At 67.9% G+C, this 16,160-nt stretch carries 16 protein-coding genes; 8 read left to right on the plus strand and 8 right to left on the minus strand.

Features of this window, described 5'->3' with window-relative positions:
- The first annotated feature begins 96 nt into the window (after positions 1-96).
- Entirely contained in the window at positions 97-1,056 is a 960-nt protein-coding gene (locus DL991_RS11700) for a YafY family protein (RefSeq protein WP_125783858.1), read from the plus strand.
- Here the strand turns inward: DL991_RS11700 and DL991_RS11705 are convergent.
- Positions 1,015-2,400: an MFS transporter gene (locus DL991_RS11705; RefSeq protein ID WP_125783860.1), complete on the minus strand. Its 1,386-nt coding sequence runs from the start codon at positions 2,398-2,400 to the stop codon at positions 1,015-1,017. The two genes, DL991_RS11700 and DL991_RS11705, sit on opposite strands and share 42 nt — an antisense overlap.
- 159 nt (positions 2,401-2,559) lie before the next feature.
- Complete coding sequence (locus DL991_RS11710) at positions 2,560-3,174, minus strand: TetR/AcrR family transcriptional regulator (RefSeq protein ID WP_125783862.1); 615 nt, start codon at positions 3,172-3,174, stop codon at positions 2,560-2,562.
- A 122-nt stretch (positions 3,175-3,296) separates the two neighbouring features.
- On the opposite strand from DL991_RS11710, the gene DL991_RS11715 reads away from it, so the two are divergent.
- From DL991_RS11715 to DL991_RS11725, 3 genes are all read left to right on the plus strand, one after another.
- Positions 3,297-4,049 (plus strand): SDR family oxidoreductase, encoded by a 753-nt coding sequence (locus tag DL991_RS11715; protein ID WP_125783864.1) that lies wholly within the window; start codon positions 3,297-3,299, stop codon positions 4,047-4,049.
- Positions 4,046-4,831, plus strand: a complete 786-nt coding sequence (locus tag DL991_RS11720; protein ID WP_125783866.1) for an SDR family oxidoreductase — start codon at positions 4,046-4,048, stop codon at positions 4,829-4,831. Before DL991_RS11715 ends, DL991_RS11720 begins: the two co-directional genes overlap by 4 nt.
- Before the next feature lie 170 nt (positions 4,832-5,001).
- On the plus strand, positions 5,002-5,322 hold the full coding sequence (locus tag DL991_RS11725; protein WP_125783868.1) for a hypothetical protein: 321 nt from the start codon (positions 5,002-5,004) through the stop codon (positions 5,320-5,322).
- 288 nt (positions 5,323-5,610) lie between these two features.
- On the opposite strand, the gene DL991_RS11730 is transcribed toward DL991_RS11725, so the two are convergent.
- The gene (locus tag DL991_RS11730; RefSeq protein ID WP_125783870.1) at positions 5,611-5,982 is read right to left on the minus strand and encodes a MerR family transcriptional regulator; all 372 of its coding nucleotides are present in this window, start codon (positions 5,980-5,982) and stop codon (positions 5,611-5,613) included.
- A 164-nt stretch (positions 5,983-6,146) separates the two neighbouring features.
- Here DL991_RS11730 and DL991_RS11735 point away from each other — a divergent pair, with 164 nt between their 5' ends.
- Complete coding sequence (locus DL991_RS11735) at positions 6,147-7,280, plus strand: MFS transporter (RefSeq protein ID WP_199753923.1); 1,134 nt, start codon at positions 6,147-6,149, stop codon at positions 7,278-7,280.
- 190 nt (positions 7,281-7,470) lie between these two features.
- On the opposite strand, the gene DL991_RS11740 is transcribed toward DL991_RS11735, so the two are convergent.
- Positions 7,471-8,292, minus strand: a complete 822-nt coding sequence (locus DL991_RS11740; protein ID WP_233598799.1) for an enoyl-CoA hydratase-related protein — start codon at positions 8,290-8,292, stop codon at positions 7,471-7,473.
- Positions 8,293-8,367: 75 nt separating this feature from the next.
- On the opposite strand from DL991_RS11740, the gene DL991_RS11745 reads away from it, so the two are divergent.
- The 3 genes from DL991_RS11745 (at position 8,368) to DL991_RS11755 (ending at position 12,164) form a co-directional block, all read left to right on the plus strand.
- Positions 8,368-10,023 carry an AMP-binding protein gene (locus tag DL991_RS11745; protein WP_125783872.1) on the plus strand — a complete coding sequence of 552 codons (1,656 nt, stop codon included), beginning with the start codon at positions 8,368-8,370 and terminating at the stop codon, positions 10,021-10,023.
- Positions 10,024-10,028: 5 nt separating this feature from the next.
- A complete protein-coding gene (locus tag DL991_RS11750; RefSeq protein WP_125783874.1) occupies positions 10,029-11,012 on the plus strand; it encodes a phosphotriesterase in 984 nt (327 codons plus the stop codon).
- A gap of 534 nt (positions 11,013-11,546) precedes the next feature.
- Positions 11,547-12,164, plus strand: coding sequence for a TetR/AcrR family transcriptional regulator (locus DL991_RS11755; RefSeq protein ID WP_125783876.1), 618 nt, complete (start codon positions 11,547-11,549; stop codon positions 12,162-12,164).
- A 3-nt stretch (positions 12,165-12,167) separates the two neighbouring features.
- Here DL991_RS11755 and DL991_RS11760 read toward each other — a convergent pair whose 3' ends face one another.
- The 4 genes from DL991_RS11760 to DL991_RS11775 all read right to left on the minus strand — a co-directional run bounded on the left by DL991_RS11760 (position 12,168) and on the right by DL991_RS11775 (position 16,158).
- Entirely contained in the window at positions 12,168-12,560 is a 393-nt protein-coding gene (locus tag DL991_RS11760) for a hypothetical protein (RefSeq protein WP_125783878.1), read from the minus strand.
- An 84-nt stretch (positions 12,561-12,644) separates the two neighbouring features.
- Positions 12,645-13,760: an acyl-CoA dehydrogenase family protein gene (locus DL991_RS11765; RefSeq protein ID WP_125783880.1), complete on the minus strand. Its 1,116-nt coding sequence runs from the start codon at positions 13,758-13,760 to the stop codon at positions 12,645-12,647.
- Complete coding sequence (locus tag DL991_RS11770; protein WP_125783882.1) at positions 13,757-14,938, minus strand: acyl-CoA dehydrogenase family protein; 1,182 nt, start codon at positions 14,936-14,938, stop codon at positions 13,757-13,759. The genes DL991_RS11765 and DL991_RS11770 overlap by 4 nt, the downstream gene beginning before the upstream one ends.
- On the minus strand, positions 14,935-16,158 hold the full coding sequence (locus tag DL991_RS11775; protein WP_125783884.1) for an acyl-CoA dehydrogenase family protein: 1,224 nt from the start codon (positions 16,156-16,158) through the stop codon (positions 14,935-14,937). Before DL991_RS11775 ends, DL991_RS11770 begins: the two co-directional genes overlap by 4 nt.
- Positions 16,159-16,160 lie beyond the last annotated feature (2 nt).

The raw sequence follows: 16,160 nt of genomic DNA on the forward strand, positions 1-16,160 counted from the left end.
TTTCGGGTTCTAACCCGAAACGCCACTCACGACCCCAATGCGGACCGGAACTGTCCTCGATGTCTGCCACACTCCTCCCATGAAGCGAGCGAACCGATGACCACGGGCACGTCGGCACGGCTGCTGAGGCTGCTCTCCCTACTGCAGGCCCGGCGCGACTGGCCGGGCGCCGACCTGGCCGACCGCCTGCAGGTGGACGTCCGCACGGTCCGGCGCGACGTCGAGCGGCTGCGGGAACTGGGCTACCCGGTGCACGCCACCCCCGGTGTCGCGGGCGGCTACCGGCTCGGCGCGGGGGCCGCGCTGCCGCCGCTGCTGCTGGACGACGACGAGGCCGTCGCGGTCGCCGTCGGGCTCCGCACGGCCGCGAACGGGACGGTTTCGGGCATCGAGGAGACGTCGGTGCGCGCGCTCGCGAAACTGGAGCAGGTGCTGCCCGCCCGGCTCCGGCACCGGGTGACCGCGCTGAACACCGCGATGATCCCGCTCGGCGGCGTCGTCCCGGTCATCGACGCGGCGGCGCTGACGGTGATCGCGTCCGCGTGCCGCGACCATCAGCAGCTCCGATTCGGTTACCGCAGCCACAACGGCGACGTCAGCGAGCGCCGCATCGAGCCCCTGCGCCTGGTGCACACCGGGCGCCGGTGGTACCTGGTCGCGTTCGACCTCGACCGTGACGACTGGCGGACCTTCCGCGTCGACCGCATCGACGGCGTCCCGGACACCAGTTTCCGGTTCACGCCGAGGGAACCGCCCGCCGAGGACCTCGCGGCCTACGTCTCCCGTGGGATCTCGTCGTCGCCGTATCCGCATCAGATGGTGCTGAGGGTGAACGCCCCGGCGGACGCGCTCGCCGAATACGTGGCACCGACCGTCGGCGCGATCGAGGCCATCGACGAGCACACCTGCCGGGTCCGCGTCGGCTCCAACGACCTTTCCGTGATGCCGTACTACCTCGCCCACTGGGACGTCGACTTCGTCGTGGAAGAGGCGCCCGACGAGGTCAAGGAGCAGCTAAGGCTGGTCGCCGACCGTTTCGCGCGCGCGGTCGTGTGAGTCCGAAGTGGACTGTTCGGCTCGCTTGGCGCGTTTGGCCAGCAGGCCGATCGAGCCGAGCGAGATCAGCGCCAGCACGATGATGTAGAGCGAAACCGACATCGACGTCCCGGTGGATTCGAGCAGCAGCACCATGATGAACGGCGCGAGCCCGCCACCGACGACCGCGCTGATCTGGTAGCCGAGCGAGGCGCCGGTGTAGCGCATCTCCGCGGTGAACAGTTCGGCGAACAACGCCGCCTGCGGGCCGTACATGATGCCGAGGAACAGCGACCCGACGAACGAGGCGACCACGAACAGCGGGAGCGAGGCCGTGTCGATCAGCAGGAACATCGGGATCGCCCAGAGCGCGACCCCCGCCGCGCCGAAGGTGTAGATCTTGAGCCTGCCGATCCGGTCGGACAGTTTCGCCGAAAGCGGGATGATCGCCAGCTGCAGCGTGCTGATCAGCAGCGTCGCGATGAGCACGGTGGTCCGCGACATCCCCAGATGACGGGTGGCGTAGTCGAGGACGCCGTTGAGCAGGATGTAGAAGGTGGCGGTGTTGACCATGAACGAACCGCCTGCCAGCAGCACCGTGCCCTTGTGGTCGCGCAGGACGTCCCGCAGCGGCGACTTGGCGCGGCCGCGTTCCTCGGCGGCGAGTTTCGCTTCCGCACGGCGGTATTCCGGCGTTTCGTCGATCTTGACGTGCATGTACCAGGCCAGCCCGAGCACGAGGATGCCGACCAGGAACGGGATCCGCCACGCCCAGGTGAGGAAGGCGTGCGGCGGGGCGACCTGCGCGGCGATCAGGAACACCGTGTTCGCCAGCACCACCCCGATCGGGACGCCGAGCTGGACGAGACTGCCGTAGAGGCCGCGTTTGCCGGGCGGCGCGTACTCGGTGGCGAGCAGCATCGCGCCACCCCACTGGGCGCCGACGGCGACCCCCTGCACGAGCCGCAGCAGCACCAGGAGGATCGGCGCGGCGATTCCGATCGTGTCGTAGGTCGGCAGCAGGCCGATCAGCGTGGTCGCCGCGCCCATCAACGCGATCGCCAGTACCAGTACGGGTTTCCGGCCGCGTTTGTCGCCGAGGCTGCCCGCGATGATCCCGCCGAGCGGCCGGGCGAGGAAGCCGACCGCGAACGTCGCGAACGAGGCGAGGACGCCGGCCGCCGGGTTGGTGGTGGGGAAGAAGGTCTTCCCGAAGACCAGGGCGGCGGCGATCCCGAAGACGAAATAGTCGTACCACTCGACTGACGAAGCGAGGGCCGCGGCGGTGGCGGCCCTCCGGCGCTGGGACACGGTGATCGTCGGTTCGGGGGCGGTTTCAGGGGCGTTCTGTGCGCTGTCGGCCATCTGGGTTGCCCTTCGCTCGGCGCTGCTGCGGCGATGCAGTCCGGGCAAGTTAACAACCGCTTAGTATGTGGTCAACGTCTCAACGGGTAATTCTAGATACCGACCAGTTGGTATGTCACTCTGGTGGCGGTATCGCCGACGAAGGTCGATCAGTACTGGTCAGGAGAGTTTCGTGCCGAGCATGCGCAGCACCAGCTCGCTGTACTCCTGGCCCAGCTTCTTGGGGGTCTGGCGGGCACGTTCGCTGTACCAGCGTGAGACGTCGACGCCGAGCGAGAGCACGGCCCTGGCGGCGGTGTGCGGGTCGCCGACGGTGAACACGCCCGTCCGCGCGCCTTCGGTGATGACCTCGCGCACGACCTGCTCGATGCGGCGGCGCAGTTTCGCGACGATCTCGAACTCCTCGTCCGGCAGCGCGTGCAGTTCGTACTGCACCACCCGGGCGACGGTGTGCCTGCGCGCGTGCCAGGCCACGAAGTCCTCGACCAGCAGCCGGATCCGCTCGACCGGGTCGGTCTCCCGTGCGACGACGCTCTCGACCAAGGAGAGCGTCTGCTCGTGGCCGTACTTCGAGATCGCGAACAGCAGCGCGGCCTTGGACGGGAAGTGCACGTACAGCGCCGCGGGGCTCATCCCGGCCGCCGAGGCGATATCCCTGGTGGTCGTCGCGTGATAGCCACGCCGCGCGAAGGATTCGACCCCGGCCAGCATCAGCCGCCGTGCCGTCTCCGGCTGGACGTCGGGCCACAGTTCGGCCGACAGCGACATGGTCATCCGCAGATCCTCCCAGACGCTCGTTCCGGATGGCGGGCTTGACACCGTCTCCGGACCTTCCCATTGTAAGTGAGCGCTCGCTTAGTGATTGCGTCGCCAGTGAACACAGAGGAGATCGAAGAGTGAACTCGTTCAAGGATCGCGTCGCGATCGTCACCGGCGCCAGCCGGGGTATCGGCCTCGGGATCGCCAAGGACCTGGTCGAGCGCGGCGCGAAGGTGTGCATCACCGCGCGCAAGCCGGAGCCGCTGGCCGAGGCGGTGGCCGAACTGGGCGGTGAGGCGGTCGCCATCGCCGTTCCCGGCAAGGCCGACGACACCGCGCACCAGGACGAGGCCGTCGCCAAGACCATCGAAACCTTCGGACGGCTGGACATGCTGGTGAACAACACCGGCATCAACCCCGTGTTCGGCCCCATGCTGGACATCGACCCCGAGGCCGCCGCGAAGATCTTCGCCGTCAACGTGCTCGCGCCGCTTTCGTGGACCCGCCGGGCGCGGGACGCCTGGATGGGGGAGCACGGCGGCGCGGTGGTGAACGTCGCGTCCGTCGCCGGGCTCGGCGCGTCGCCCGGGATCGGCATGTACGGCGTCAGCAAGGCCGCGCTGATCCGGCTCACCAAGGAACTCGGCTTCGAGCTCGGCCCGAAGATCCGCGTGAACGCCGTCGCGCCCGCCGTGGTCAAGACCAAGTTCGCGACAGCGCTGTACGAAGGCCGCGAAGAGGAGGTCGCGGAGTCGTACCCGATGAAGCGTCTCGGCGTGCCGGCGGACATCGCGAGCGCCGTGTCGTTCCTGCTTTCGGAGGAGGCGGGCTGGATCACCGGGCAGACGGTGGTCCTCGACGGCGGCGTCACACTGGCGGGTGGCCTGTGACCGCCTCGTTCACCGGATCCGGTGTCGTCGTCACCGGTGGGGGCGGCGGCATCGGAGCGGTCCTCGCCCGCCGGTTCGCGGCCGAAGGTGCCAGAGTCGTCGTCGGCGACCTGAACGGGGACGCCGCGGCCGAAGTCGCGAAGGAGATCGGCGGCACCGCCGTCGCCGGTGACGCCGCGAGCGAAGCGGGTGTCGCGTCGCTGATCGAGACCGCGCGCGAAACCCTGGGCGAGATCGACGTCTTCTGCGCCAACGCCGGGATCGCGCCGATGGGTGGCGTGGACGCGCCCGAGGAGGACTGGGCGCGGATCTGGGATGTCAACGTCATGGCCCACGTGCGTGCGGCGCGGCTACTGCTGCCGCCGTGGCTCGAGCGCGGCCGCGGGCACTTCATCGCGACGGTGTCGGCCGCGGGATTGCTGACCAGCCTCGGTTCGGCGTCCTACTCCGTGACCAAACACGGCGCGCTCGCCTTCGCCGAATGGCTGTCCGCGACCTACCGGCACCGCGGGCTCACCGTGCAGGCCATCTGCCCGCAGGGCGTGCGGACGGCGATGCTGGAGAACACCGGCCCCGCGGGCGAACTGCTGATGGGCGCCTCGGCGATCCAGCCGGAGCAGGTCGCGGACGCGTTGTTCGAGGCCATCACCGCCGACCGGTTCCTGGTGCTGCCGCACCCCGAGGTCGCGGACTACTACGCCGCGCGGGCCACGCAGACCGACCGCTGGCTCGGCGGGATGAACAAGCTGCAGCGCAAGGTGGAGCAGGTCACCGGCGAATGACCGGCGGCGCCCTTTGCTCGCTTGAAGTACATGAAGGCCCCCTTCCTTGCGCCTAGGTACAGGAAGGGGGCCTTCATGTACTGGGGAAGGTCTCGACGCGCGGGGCGGTTGATCTTCGCCGGGTGGGCGGCCACTGTGGGTGGGGGTCTTGCTCGCGGTAAGGAAACTCAATGAGTAAACGCTTCGTGGTCCGTGGGTTCGTGCTCGCCGCAGCCGTGGCGGGGTCGTTGCTCACCGCGGGAACGGCGATGGCGAGCACCGCGGAACCCTGCGCGGCCGGGGCGTCGGGTGATGTCGCGGCGGCTTCCTGCACGCCGTATCGCAAGGTGAGTGAGGGCTGGAGCAGCAAAACCGCCTGCAACCGCGCCGGCAACGAGGGCGCGCAGGCGGGTCGCTGGACCGGCTGGAACTGCAATCAGGCACTGCGCGGCTGGGAACTGTGGGTGCGCACCTGCACCGCGCTGGCCGCCGAGAAGGACGCGGTGATGTAGGGTCTCAAATCTGACTTCATTTTCTCATCGGTGATTTCATCTCGGTTTCATTTATGAAGTCTGTTTGAGACTAGGCTGTCTGGATGGTGTCGCCGACACGCCGACGTTGCCTCGCGTCAGTGCCTCTGACTGATGGGACCGTGCCTCGCCTACAGCTACTCGGTCTATGGGAACGGTGATGGCGGGTACGACAGATCCGGAAGCATTTCGGGTTTCGGGAGTGTTCGGTCGCGAATGCGGAGAAGCTGACCGAGTGGCTGGCAATAGGCTCAGCAGACCCGACATCGGTTAGGAGGCTCGGATATTGCGGCGTACGGCGTCGAGGTAGTCGGTGATGGCTTGGTGGTTCTCGGTGAGGCATTCGATTTTTTCGGCCATGCGATCGCGTTCGCGTTCGAGCGTTGCGACCATGTCTGGCGTGACGTAGGGCATGTGGATCGTGCGGGGGGTGTTCAGGCAGGGCAGGATCTGCTTGATGATCCGTGTGGGCAGCCCTACATCGAGCAGGCCTCGTACCTGGAGAACCCGGTCAACGACGTACTCCTCATAGTCCCGGTATCCGTTGGGCAGTCGATTTGACTCGATCAGTTCCTGCTCCTCGTAGTAGCGCAGCAACCTCATCGGAGTCCGTGTGCGCGTCGACAGCTCACCGATCCGCATATCCCTCTCCTCGCCCTCTGTGGCTGGCGTTCTATGACTCGGCACACACCGAATTGACCTTCACACTAATGTCACCCATCGATGATAAGGCTATGACACGACCAGATACTCTGCCACCTCGCTCGATAACGAACGCCCGGCTCCCGCTGGCCGGTCTTCTGGCCTTGGCCACCACCGGGTTCATCACGCTCCTGACCGAGACGATGCCCGCCGGGGTGCTTCCCGAGATGAGCCGAGACCTGGGTGTGAGCGAGACTGCTGCCGGGCAGAGCGTCACCGTCTTCGCGATCGGGGCGATCCTCGCCGCGATCCCGCTCACCAAGGCGACGATCGGCTGGCCGCGCCGACACCTGCTGCTGGTGGCGATCGCAGGATTCGCGATCGCCAACACCGTCACCGCGCTCTCCGAGAGCTTCGCACTTACGCTGGCCGCCCGGTTCCTCGGCGGCATCGTCGGCGGGTTGCTCTGGGCGCTGTTGGCCGGGTACGCGGTACGGATGGTTTCCCCACATCAGCGTGGCAAGGCAATGGCGATCGCGATGGCGGGCGCAATCGTTGCCCTGTCCGTCGGAGTTCCTGCTGCGGCGCTTCTGGCCAAGCTCGTCGAGTGGCGATACGCGTTCGGGATCATGACCGTCCTCACGCTCGCGTTGATCGTGTGGGTCATCGCGGCGGTGCCGAACTTCCCCGGACAGCCCAAGGGCTCACGGCTCCCGCTCGCCCGCACCTTCCGCATTCCCGGCGTAGCGCCCGTGCTCCTCGTGACCCTCACGTTCGTGCTCGCCCACAGCATCCTCTACACCTACATCGCCCCGTTCCTCACGCCGCTCGGCATGGCAGGTCAAGTCGACGCCGTGCTGCTCACCTTCGGCCTGGTGTCGCTGGTGAGCATCTGGATCGCCGGAGCGCTCGTCCATCGGCACCTGCGCCTCCTCATGATCCTCGCGTGTGTGCTCTTCGCGACATGCACGCTGCTGCTCGGCATCTTCTCCGGCGTGCCTACGCTCGTCTACGCCAGCGCAGCGCTCTGGGGGCTCGCGTTCGGCGGCACCTCCACCCTGCTGCAGACCGCAGTCGCCGAAGCAGCAGGCGACGCCGGCGATGTCGCCCAAGCACTCCTCACCACCGGATGGAACGTCGGAATCGCCGGTAGTGGCATCATCGGAGGCCTCGTCCTCAGCGGATTGGATGCATCCTGGCTGAGTTGGGTCGCGCTCGCACTGCTCGTCCCTGCACTCGCCACTGTGCTCACGGCACGCAAACACGGGTTCACCAAGGGAGAACTCGGCAGCCGCTAAACCACCGCTGCCCGCGACCCAAGAAATGCCACGACTTTGAGACTGTCCTTCAGGACCCTGCGGTGAGACAACGAGCAAAACCGCAGGTCACTAAAGATCAACATGTCATCGATCCTGAGACCCTACAGGTGACCACGCGCGAAACCGTCTGATTCGGTTCGGGCCGCCCCGGCCGTGAGGCTGGGGCGGCCTAAACCCCTCTGTACGGCGGAAAGTCGGGGGCGCGGCGTTCGTTCCAGCTGGCAAGGCCCTCGGGAAGTTCCGGATGGCCGAAGGATTCCAGCATCAGGGCGGTGGCCTCGCGGGCGGAGTCTTCCAACGAGAGATCGGCTTCCCGCAGGACCTGCCGCTTCATGAGTGCCATGGAGCGCGGCGCGCTGTGGGTCGCGAGTTCGGTCGCGTATGCCTTCGCCCGCGCCGCGAGTTCTTCCGCGGGCACGATCTCCTGCACCAGGCCGTATTCGTGCGCCTGTTCGGCGGTGAAGGTCCGGCCGGAGAGCAGCAGGTCGAGTGCCCGGCCGCGGCCGACGAGTTCGGGCAGCAGTTTCGCCACCCCGTATTCGGCGATGAGGCCGCGCCGGGCGAAGGCGGTGGTGAACTTCGCGCCCGCGGCGGCGAACCGGACGTCGGTGGCGCAGGCGATCACGAAGCCCAGCCCCGCGCAACCGCCGTTGATGGCCGCGACCACCGGCACGTCGGCATACGCCGCGGCCAGGACGTTGCGGAAGCCTTCGTGCTCCGGCGCGGTCGCGCCGCCTGCCGAGATGCCCTCCAGCAGCCCCAAATCCGCGCCGGGACAGAAGGAGCGCCCGGCGCCGGTGACGACGACGGCGCGGATTCCGCGATCGGCCGACGCCTTGCCCAGCAGATCGCCGTAGCGGACCTGCATCGCCTGATCCATCGCGTTGCCGCGCTCCGGTTTGTCGAAGGTGATCGTGGCGACGGCGCCGTCCACGGCGTACCGGACGGAATCCGAACTGTCCACTTCGGACGGTGAGAGCTGATCGGTCACGTCGACCTCCTTGCGTCATCGCCATACTAAGCGGATGCTTAGAGGCTCGTCGAGACTTGTCAGGGAGGAACCTGCGTGAGCTCATACGAAGCGAAGCCGTGGCTGGCCGCCTACGAGCCCCGGATGAGGGACGTGGAACCGACGGAACCGACCACGGTTCCCGCGTCCTTCCGGCGGACGGTCGAGCGCTTCCCGGACGTCACCGCGATCGCCTACTTCGACGGCAGGATGAGCTACCGCGAGGTCGACGAGCTTTCCGACGGCATCGCGCGTCACCTGATCGCGTCCGGTTTCGCCCCGGGCGACCGGCTCGCCCTGATCCTGCAGAACGTCCCGCAGTTCGTGGTGGCGCTGCTCGGTGCCTGGAAGGCGGGCGGAATCGTCGTCCCCGTCAACCCGATGTACCGGGAACGGGAGCTCCGGCACGTCTTCGAAGACGCCGGAGTGCGCGCGGTCGTCTGTTCGCAGAGCGGGTGGAACAGCCGTATAGGTCCGCTCGTTCCCGGCAGCGGCGTGACCATCGCGCTGACCACCAGCGAACTCGACCTGCAAGGCCGCGACGATCCGCGGGTGTTCGGCAAGAGCGTGAGGGAGCCGACTCCCGGCGCCGCCGACCTGCTGAAGGTGGCGCGGGCCGCGGCGGGGGACCCGCCCCCGGACCCCGGCCTCGGCCCGGACGACGTCGCACTGATCAGCTACACGTCGGGCACCAGCGGGACACCGAAGGGGGCGATGAACACCCACGGCAACCTCGGCGCGAACGCGGCCGTGCTCAGCGCGTTCAGCGGCCTCGACGAAGGTGCCACCCTGTTCGGCCTGGCGCCGCTGTTCCACATCACCGGCATGGTCTGCGAGATCGCCTCCGCGATCGACATCGGCGGCACACTCGCGCTCGCGTACCGGTTCGAGCCCGGTGTCGTACTGGACGCCTTCCTGGAGCACCGGCCGGTGTACACGGTCGGCCCGTCCACCGCGTACATGGCGCTGATGGCACAGCCCGACGTCCGCCCGGAGCACTTCGAATCGTTCCGTTTGCTGTACTCCGGCGGAGCCGCGCTGCCGCCCGCCGTGGTCGGCATGTTCCGTGAGCGGTTCGGCCACTACATCCACAACGGCTACGGGCTCACCGAGACGACCGCGGGCTGCATCGTCGTCCCGAGCAGCCTCGAAGCGCCCATCGACGAAGCGTCCGGCACGATCTCCATCGGCCTGCCCGTGCCGGGGACCATCGTGCGCATCCTCGGCGAAGACGGCGAAGAACTGCCGTTCGGGACGGCGGGTGAGATCGCCGTCGAAGGTCCGATGGTGGTCCCCGGCTACTGGAACCGGCCCGAAGCGACCGAAGCCGCATTGCCCGGCGGCAGGCTCCTGACCGGCGACATCGGCTTCATGGAGCCGAGCGGCTGGGTCTACGTCGTCGACCGCAAGAAGGACATGATCAACGCCTCCGGCTTCAAGGTCTGGCCGCGTGAGGTCGAGGACGTCCTGTACACGCATCCGGCCGTGCGCGAAGCGGCCGTCGTCGGCATCCCGGACGAATACCGCGGCGAGACCGTGAAGGCCTACGTCAGCCCGGCCCCGGGAAGCACGCCCGACCCGCAGGACCTCGTCGCGTACTGCAAGGAACGCCTCGCCGCGTACAAGTATCCGCGCGTGGTCGAAGTGCTCGACGAACTGCCGAAGACGGCGAGCGGCAAGATCCTCCGCCGCGAACTCCGGGCCAAGGGATGAGCGGCATGGCACAGGTCGAAACGGCCCGCGGTCCCGTCGACGCCGGCGAACTGGGCAAGGTGCTCATGCACGAGCACCTGTTCGTCCTCAGTCCCGAATTCATGGCCAACCACCCCGGGCACGACGGTTTCCGCGAAGACGAACACGTCGCAGACGCCATCCGGCGGCTGGACGAACTGAAGGCCGCCGGGATCGACACCATCGTCGACCCGACCGTCATCGGGCTCGGCCGCTACATTCCGCGTGTGCGCAGGGTCGCGGCCGAAACCGAACTCCGGATCATCGTCGCGACCGGGCTGTACACCTACAACGACGTCCCGCACTACCTCCACCATCGCGGACCCGGTCTGCTCTTCGACGACGGCGTGGATCCGCTGGTCGGCCTCTTCACCGGTGACATCGTCGACGGGATCGCCGACACCGGGGTGAAGGCGGCGCTGCTCAAGTGCGCGACCGACGAACCGGGGGTCACCCCCGGCGTCGAACGTGTGCTGCGCGCGGTCGCGAAGGCGCACCGGGAGACCGGCGCGCCGATCATGACCCACACTCACGCGCCGACCCGGCGCGGCCTCGAACAGCAGGCCGTCTTCGAGACCGAAGGTGTCGACTTGAGCCGGGTCCTCATCGGGCACAGCGGAGACAGCACCGACCTCGATTACCTCACCGGGCTCGCCGACAAGGGATCGCTGCTGGGAATGGACCGCTTCGGGCTCGACCCGTTGCTGCCGTTCGAAGACCGTGTCGCCACGGTCGCGGCGATGTGCGAACGCGGTTACGCCGGGAGCATGGTGCTCTCCCACGATGCCTCCTGCTTCATCGATTGGTTCGAGCAGAACAAGATCGCCGCGATGGCGCCCAACTGGCATTTCCTCCACATCACCCGTGACGTGCTGCCCGCCTTGCGGGAGCGGGGAGTCTCCGAAAGGGACATAACGACGATGCTGGTCGACAATCCGCGGCGGTTCTTCGAGCACGGCGGCGCGTACTGAGGCCTTCGTCGTGGTGTCCGGGTCGGTCGGGGTGGTCGTGAGTGGCGATCCGGGTTCTATTGAGGGGTAAGGCAAAGGTGGCGTCGGTGGGGGGGTGTGTGGAAATAGCGACGTTGAGTGCCCCTATTTCCACACACCCCTCCTGAACCGGTCGTGACAGGGACGGTCCGGCACCGCGCCCGAACACGACACCTTTGACTCACCTGTCAATAGCCCGAAGTGCCACTCGCGGCCATCCTGACCCAGCACTTTCCGGCGCCCTCGCCCGCTGAAGTACATGAAGGCCACCTTCCTTGCGCCAGGCGCAAGGAAGGTGGCCTTCATGTACTGGGGAAGGGGTGAAGGTCGAGTTTCGTCGGCTGATCGGAGGGCTGGAGGCTTCACACGCCGTTGTCGAGGCCGGTGGTGCTGCCGGGGCTCAAGTGGTGCGCCTGCCCGGCCGCCGGGAAAGGTTCGAGGGACTCGGGGTCCCCGTTCCCAGTGCCTCGACAAACCGACCGGTATGCTTGGTGTCCGCACGAGAAGGAGCCGGCCATGACACGAGCGACCACCCGGAAGGCCGAGGCGGGCGGCGAAGACCAGGCCGCCGTGCCGCGCCGACTGCTGTCGCACGCCACGAAGCTCTTCGCCAAGAAGGGGTTCGACCGGACCTCCGTGCAGGAGATCGTCGAGGCGGCCGGGGTCACCAAGGGCGCGATGTACCACTACTTCGGCTCCAAGGACGACCTCCTTTACGAGATCTACGCCCGGGTGCTGCGCGCGCAGACCGAGCAACTGGAAAAGGTGGCCTCGAGTGAGGCGCCGCTGCGGGAGCGGTTGCGTTCCGCGGGCTCCGACGTCGTCGTCAGCACGATCGACAACCTCGACGACAACACGATCTTCATGCAGTCCATGCACCAGCTCAGCGTGGAGAAGCAGAAGGCGGTCCGCGCGGAACGCCGCAAGTACCACGAACGGTTCCGCACGCTGGTCGAGGAGGGCCAGGAGTCCGGCGAATTCCGCGCGGACAAACCGGCCGACGTGATCGTCGACTTCTTCTTCGGCTCGGTGCACCACCTCGGTTCGTGGTACCGGCGTGGCGGCGCGCTCTCGGCCCGCCAGATCGGTGACCATTTCGCCGATCTCCTGCTGGCCGCGCTGCGACCGGAGTAGCGCTCAGCCCGGCGGCGCGGGCACGAGCCGTTCGGCGAACCATTCGCAGCGGCGTTCGAGCACCGTTCCCACCTCCCATCCGGAGGTGAAGGCGAGTAACCCCGTCGCCACGTCGTCGGCGGCTTCGGGTGGCCAGCCCTGTGTGGCCAGGCTCGACCGTATCGCTTCGGCGTAGTCGGAATAGGTGAAGCCGGGCAGCTCCGCGACGAGTGCCGTCGTCGTCCCGAGATGCGAGTTCAGCCCGTCGAAGGACCGTCCGCAGCCGCATTCGGAATCCGCCGAGTCTTTGCCGTCGTCGCAGCACGGGGCGATCCAGACCAGCTCGCCCTCGACGCAGTGGTCGAAGTCGTTCTCTCGCGCGCCCTGGGTCTTCGAGGTGGCCACGAGCAGTTTCATGATGACTCCCTGTTCGCTCTGATGTTCGAACAGGGTTTTACCGGCGGGGTCCGACACTTTCCGGGCGGACCCCGCCGGGGGAGATCAGGCGGGCAGGTCGATCAGCGGCGCGAGGGCCGCGCGATGCCGCCCAGGAGTGCCCAAAGCGATCTCGTCGCTCTTCGCGCGCTTCAGGTACAGGTGCGCGGGGTGCTCCCAGGTCATGCCGATCCCGCCGTGCAGCTGGATCGCCTCTTCGGTGGCGTGCACGGCGATGGGGGAGTTGCGGGCCTGCGCCACCGCGACGGCGATCGCGATGTCCTCACCGGAAGCCAGGCAGTCGGCGGCGTACCGCGCGGTCGCCCTGGCGTTGACCAGATCCGTGTACAGATTCGCCAGCCGGTGCTTCAGCGACTGGAACGAACCGACCTGACGGCCGAACTGGTAACGCTCCTTGAGATAGCGCACCGTTTCGGTCAACGCCCATTCGGCGATCCCGAGTTGTTCCGAGGCGAGCAGCCCCGCCGCCGTCACGAGTGCGGTGTCGAAAGCGGACACCGCGGCCGAAGAGGCGGCGACGCGCTTCGCGGTCACGTTCTCGAAGGTGACGTCGGCAATGCGCCGGGTGAGGTCCAGGGAAATGGCCTCGGTGACCGTCACTCCCGCCGACGCCACGTCGACCGTGTACAGGCCGGGACCGTCGGGCCCCACAGCCGGGACGACGATCAGCTCGGCCACCGAAGCGTCGGCGACGCTCCGGACCTGACCGCTGAGCGTGCCGTCGGCGGCCGCGGTGACCGTCGAGGGGAACCCGGCGCCGGGCGCCGTCGACAGCGGAACGGCCAGCGCGCCGATGAGCGTGCCCGCGGCCAGTTTCCCGAGCCGTTCCGCCACTTCCGCCTGCGACGTGTCGGTCGCCAGCAGGGCCGACGTCGCCAGGACGGCACTGCCGAGATAGGGGACGGGGGCGACGCTGCGCCCGAGTTCCTCCATCACGACGGCGACTTCCCGCGCCGAAGCGCCGTGCCCGCCCAGTGCCTCCGGGACGGCGAGGCCCGCCGCGCCGAGGTCGGCGGCGAGCGTGCGCCACAACTTCAGGTCGTACGGTTCCGCCGACTCGGTCCTGGCGATCAGGGCCGCCGGTTCCGCGCGGTCGGAGAACAAATCCCGGACGCTGGCGCGAAGGTCCTCTTCGACCTCGGAATACAACAGGTCGCTCATCGGGGCAGGTCCTTCCAGGCGACGTCCTTGTCGATCCGCGGCTCGGACGGCAGTCCCAGCACGCGTTCGGCGATGATGTTGCGCAGGACCTCCGAGGTGCCGCCCTCGATCGAGTTCCCCTTCGCGCGCAGATAGCGGTAACCGGCTTCGCGGCCGAGGAAGTTCACGCCGTCGGGACGCCGCATCGTCCAGTCGTCGTAGCGCAGGCCTTCGTCGCCGAGCAGTTCGATCTCCAGCCCGGACGCGGCCTGGTTCAGCTCGGAGAACGCGACCTTGACCGCAGAACCCTCCGGGCCGGGCGCTCCGACGGCGAGTTGCTGCCGCAGCCGCGAACTCACCAGGCGCAGACTCTCGCCCTCCACCCACAGCTTCAGCAGCCTGTCGTGCAGTTCGGAGGTGCGCAGTTCCGGGCGTTCCCGCCAGATTTCCGTGACGACGCCGACCATGCCGCCGTCACGCGGGAACTCGGTCCCGCCGATCGCGACCCGTTCGTTCATCAGCGTGGTCTGCGCGACCTTCCAGCCCTCGCCCACCGCGCCGAGGCGATGCGCGTCGGGGATGCGGACCTCGCTGAGGAAGACCTCGTTGAACTCGGCCTCGCCGGTGATCTGGCGCAGCGGCCGGACCTCCACGCCCGGCGCGGTCATGTCGCAGACGAAGTACGTCATGCCGCGGTGCTTCGGCACGTCGGGATCGGTACGGGTGACCAGGATGGCCCACTGCGACTTGTGCGCGCCCGATGTCCACACCTTCTGCCCGGTGACCACCCAGTCGTCGCCGTCGCGCACCGCGCGGGTGCCCAGCGCGGCGAGGTCGGATCCGGCGCCCGGCTCGCTGAACAGCTGGCACCACACCTCGCGTTCGGTCCACAGTGGACGCAGGAAGCGCTGATGCTGTTCCGGGGTGCCGAAGGCGAGAATGGTCGGCGCGGCCATGCCGAGACCGATCCCGATCCGCCGTTTGTCGTTGTCCGGGGCACCCGCCGCGGCGAGTTCCTTGTCCACAAGGGACTGCAGGGAACGAGGCGCGTTCAGGCCGCCGAGGCCTTCGGGGAAATGGATCCACGCCAGCCCGGCGTCGAACCGCGCGTCGAGGAAGTCCTGACGCGGCGTGCTTTCCGGCGGATACGCGGCCAGCAGGTCGGCCACGCGCTGCTTGAGATCCTGTGGTGTAGTCACTTCTTGGCCTCCGTGCGGTACTTCTTCAGTTCACGGTGCGCCAGCGAGCGCTTGTGCACCTCGTCCGGGCCGTCGGCGAGCCGCAGCGTCCGCACCTGCGCCCACATCTCGGCGACCGGGAAGTCCTGGCTGACCCCGCCCGCGCCGAACAACTGCACGGCCTTGTCGAGGATCCACTCGACGGTGATGGGCGTGGAGATCTTGATCGCCTGGATCTCGGTGTGCGCGCCCTGGTTGCCGACCGTGTCCATCAGCCACGCGGTCTTGAGCACCAGCAGCCGCTGCTGCTCGATCTTGACCCGCGCCTCGGCGATCCAGTCCTGCACCACGCCCTGTTCGGCGATCGGCTTGCCGAAGGCCTCGCGCGAAAGCGCCCGGCGGCACATCAGTTCCAGCGCGCGTTCGGCCATGCCGATGGCGCGCATGCAGTGGTGGATCCGCCCCGGGCCGAGGCGGGCCTGCGCGACGGCGAACCCGTCACCCTCGCCGGCGATGAGGTTCTCCGCGGGCACGCGGACGTCCTCGAAGACCACTTCGGCGTGCCCGCCGTGATCGCCGTCGGTGTAGCCGAAGACGTGCATACCGCGTTTCACGGTCATGCCGGGGGTGTCGCGGGGGACCAGGATCATGCTCTGCTGCTTGTGTGCGGGTGCGTCCGGATCGGTCTTGCCCATCACGATGAAGATCCTGCAGTTCGGGTTCATCGCGCCGGAGATGTACCACTTGCGGCCGTTGATGACGTACTCGTCGCCGTCGCGCCGGATGCCGGTGGCGATGTTGCGCGCGTCGGAGGACGCGACGTCTGGCTCGGTCATCGCGAACGCGGACCGGATCTCGCCGTCCAGCAACGGCTGGAGCCACTGCTTCTTCTGCTGCTCGGTGCCGAACATGGTGAGGACTTCCATGTTCCCGGTGTCCGGCGCCGCGCAGTTCAGCGCGGTCGGCGCGAGCCGGATGCTGCGGCCGGTGATCTCGGCCAGCGGCGCGTACTGGAGGTTGGTCAGCCCCGCGCCGTGGTCACCGGGGAGGAAGAAGTTCCAGAGTCCGCGCTTGCGGGCCTCGGCTTTCAGTTCTTCGACGATCGGCGGCTGCGACCATTCGCTGTCGCGGTCGGCCAGCTGAGTCTCGAAGACGGCCTCGGCCGGGTAGATGTGCGAATCCATGAACTCGAGGAGCTTTCCCCGCAGTTCCTCGGTTTTCGCGTCGAAGGCGAAGTCCATCT

The organism is Amycolatopsis sp. WAC 01375 (assembly GCF_003947325.1).
Lineage (GTDB): Bacteria > Actinomycetota > Actinomycetes > Mycobacteriales > Pseudonocardiaceae > Amycolatopsis.

Coding starts and splice junctions, on each gene's coding strand:
- DL991_RS11700 (WP_125783858.1), top strand. CDS start 97: ATGACCACGGGCACGTCGGCACGGCTGCTGAGGCTGCTCTCCCTACTG.
- DL991_RS11705 (WP_125783860.1), bottom strand. CDS start 2,400: ATGGCCGACAGCGCACAGAACGCCCCTGAAACCGCCCCCGAACCGACG.
- DL991_RS11710 (WP_125783862.1), bottom strand. CDS start 3,174: ATGACCATGTCGCTGTCGGCCGAACTGTGGCCCGACGTCCAGCCGGAG.
- DL991_RS11725 (WP_125783868.1), top strand. CDS start 5,002: ATGAGTAAACGCTTCGTGGTCCGTGGGTTCGTGCTCGCCGCAGCCGTG.
- DL991_RS11730 (WP_125783870.1), bottom strand. CDS start 5,982: ATGCGGATCGGTGAGCTGTCGACGCGCACACGGACTCCGATGAGGTTG.
- DL991_RS11750 (WP_125783874.1), top strand. CDS start 10,029: ATGGCACAGGTCGAAACGGCCCGCGGTCCCGTCGACGCCGGCGAACTG.
- DL991_RS11755 (WP_125783876.1), top strand. CDS start 11,547: ATGACACGAGCGACCACCCGGAAGGCCGAGGCGGGCGGCGAAGACCAG.
- DL991_RS11760 (WP_125783878.1), bottom strand. CDS start 12,560: ATGAAACTGCTCGTGGCCACCTCGAAGACCCAGGGCGCGCGAGAGAAC.
- DL991_RS11765 (WP_125783880.1), bottom strand. CDS start 13,760: ATGAGCGACCTGTTGTATTCCGAGGTCGAAGAGGACCTTCGCGCCAGC.
- DL991_RS11775 (WP_125783884.1), bottom strand. CDS start 16,158: ATGGACTTCGCCTTCGACGCGAAAACCGAGGAACTGCGGGGAAAGCTC.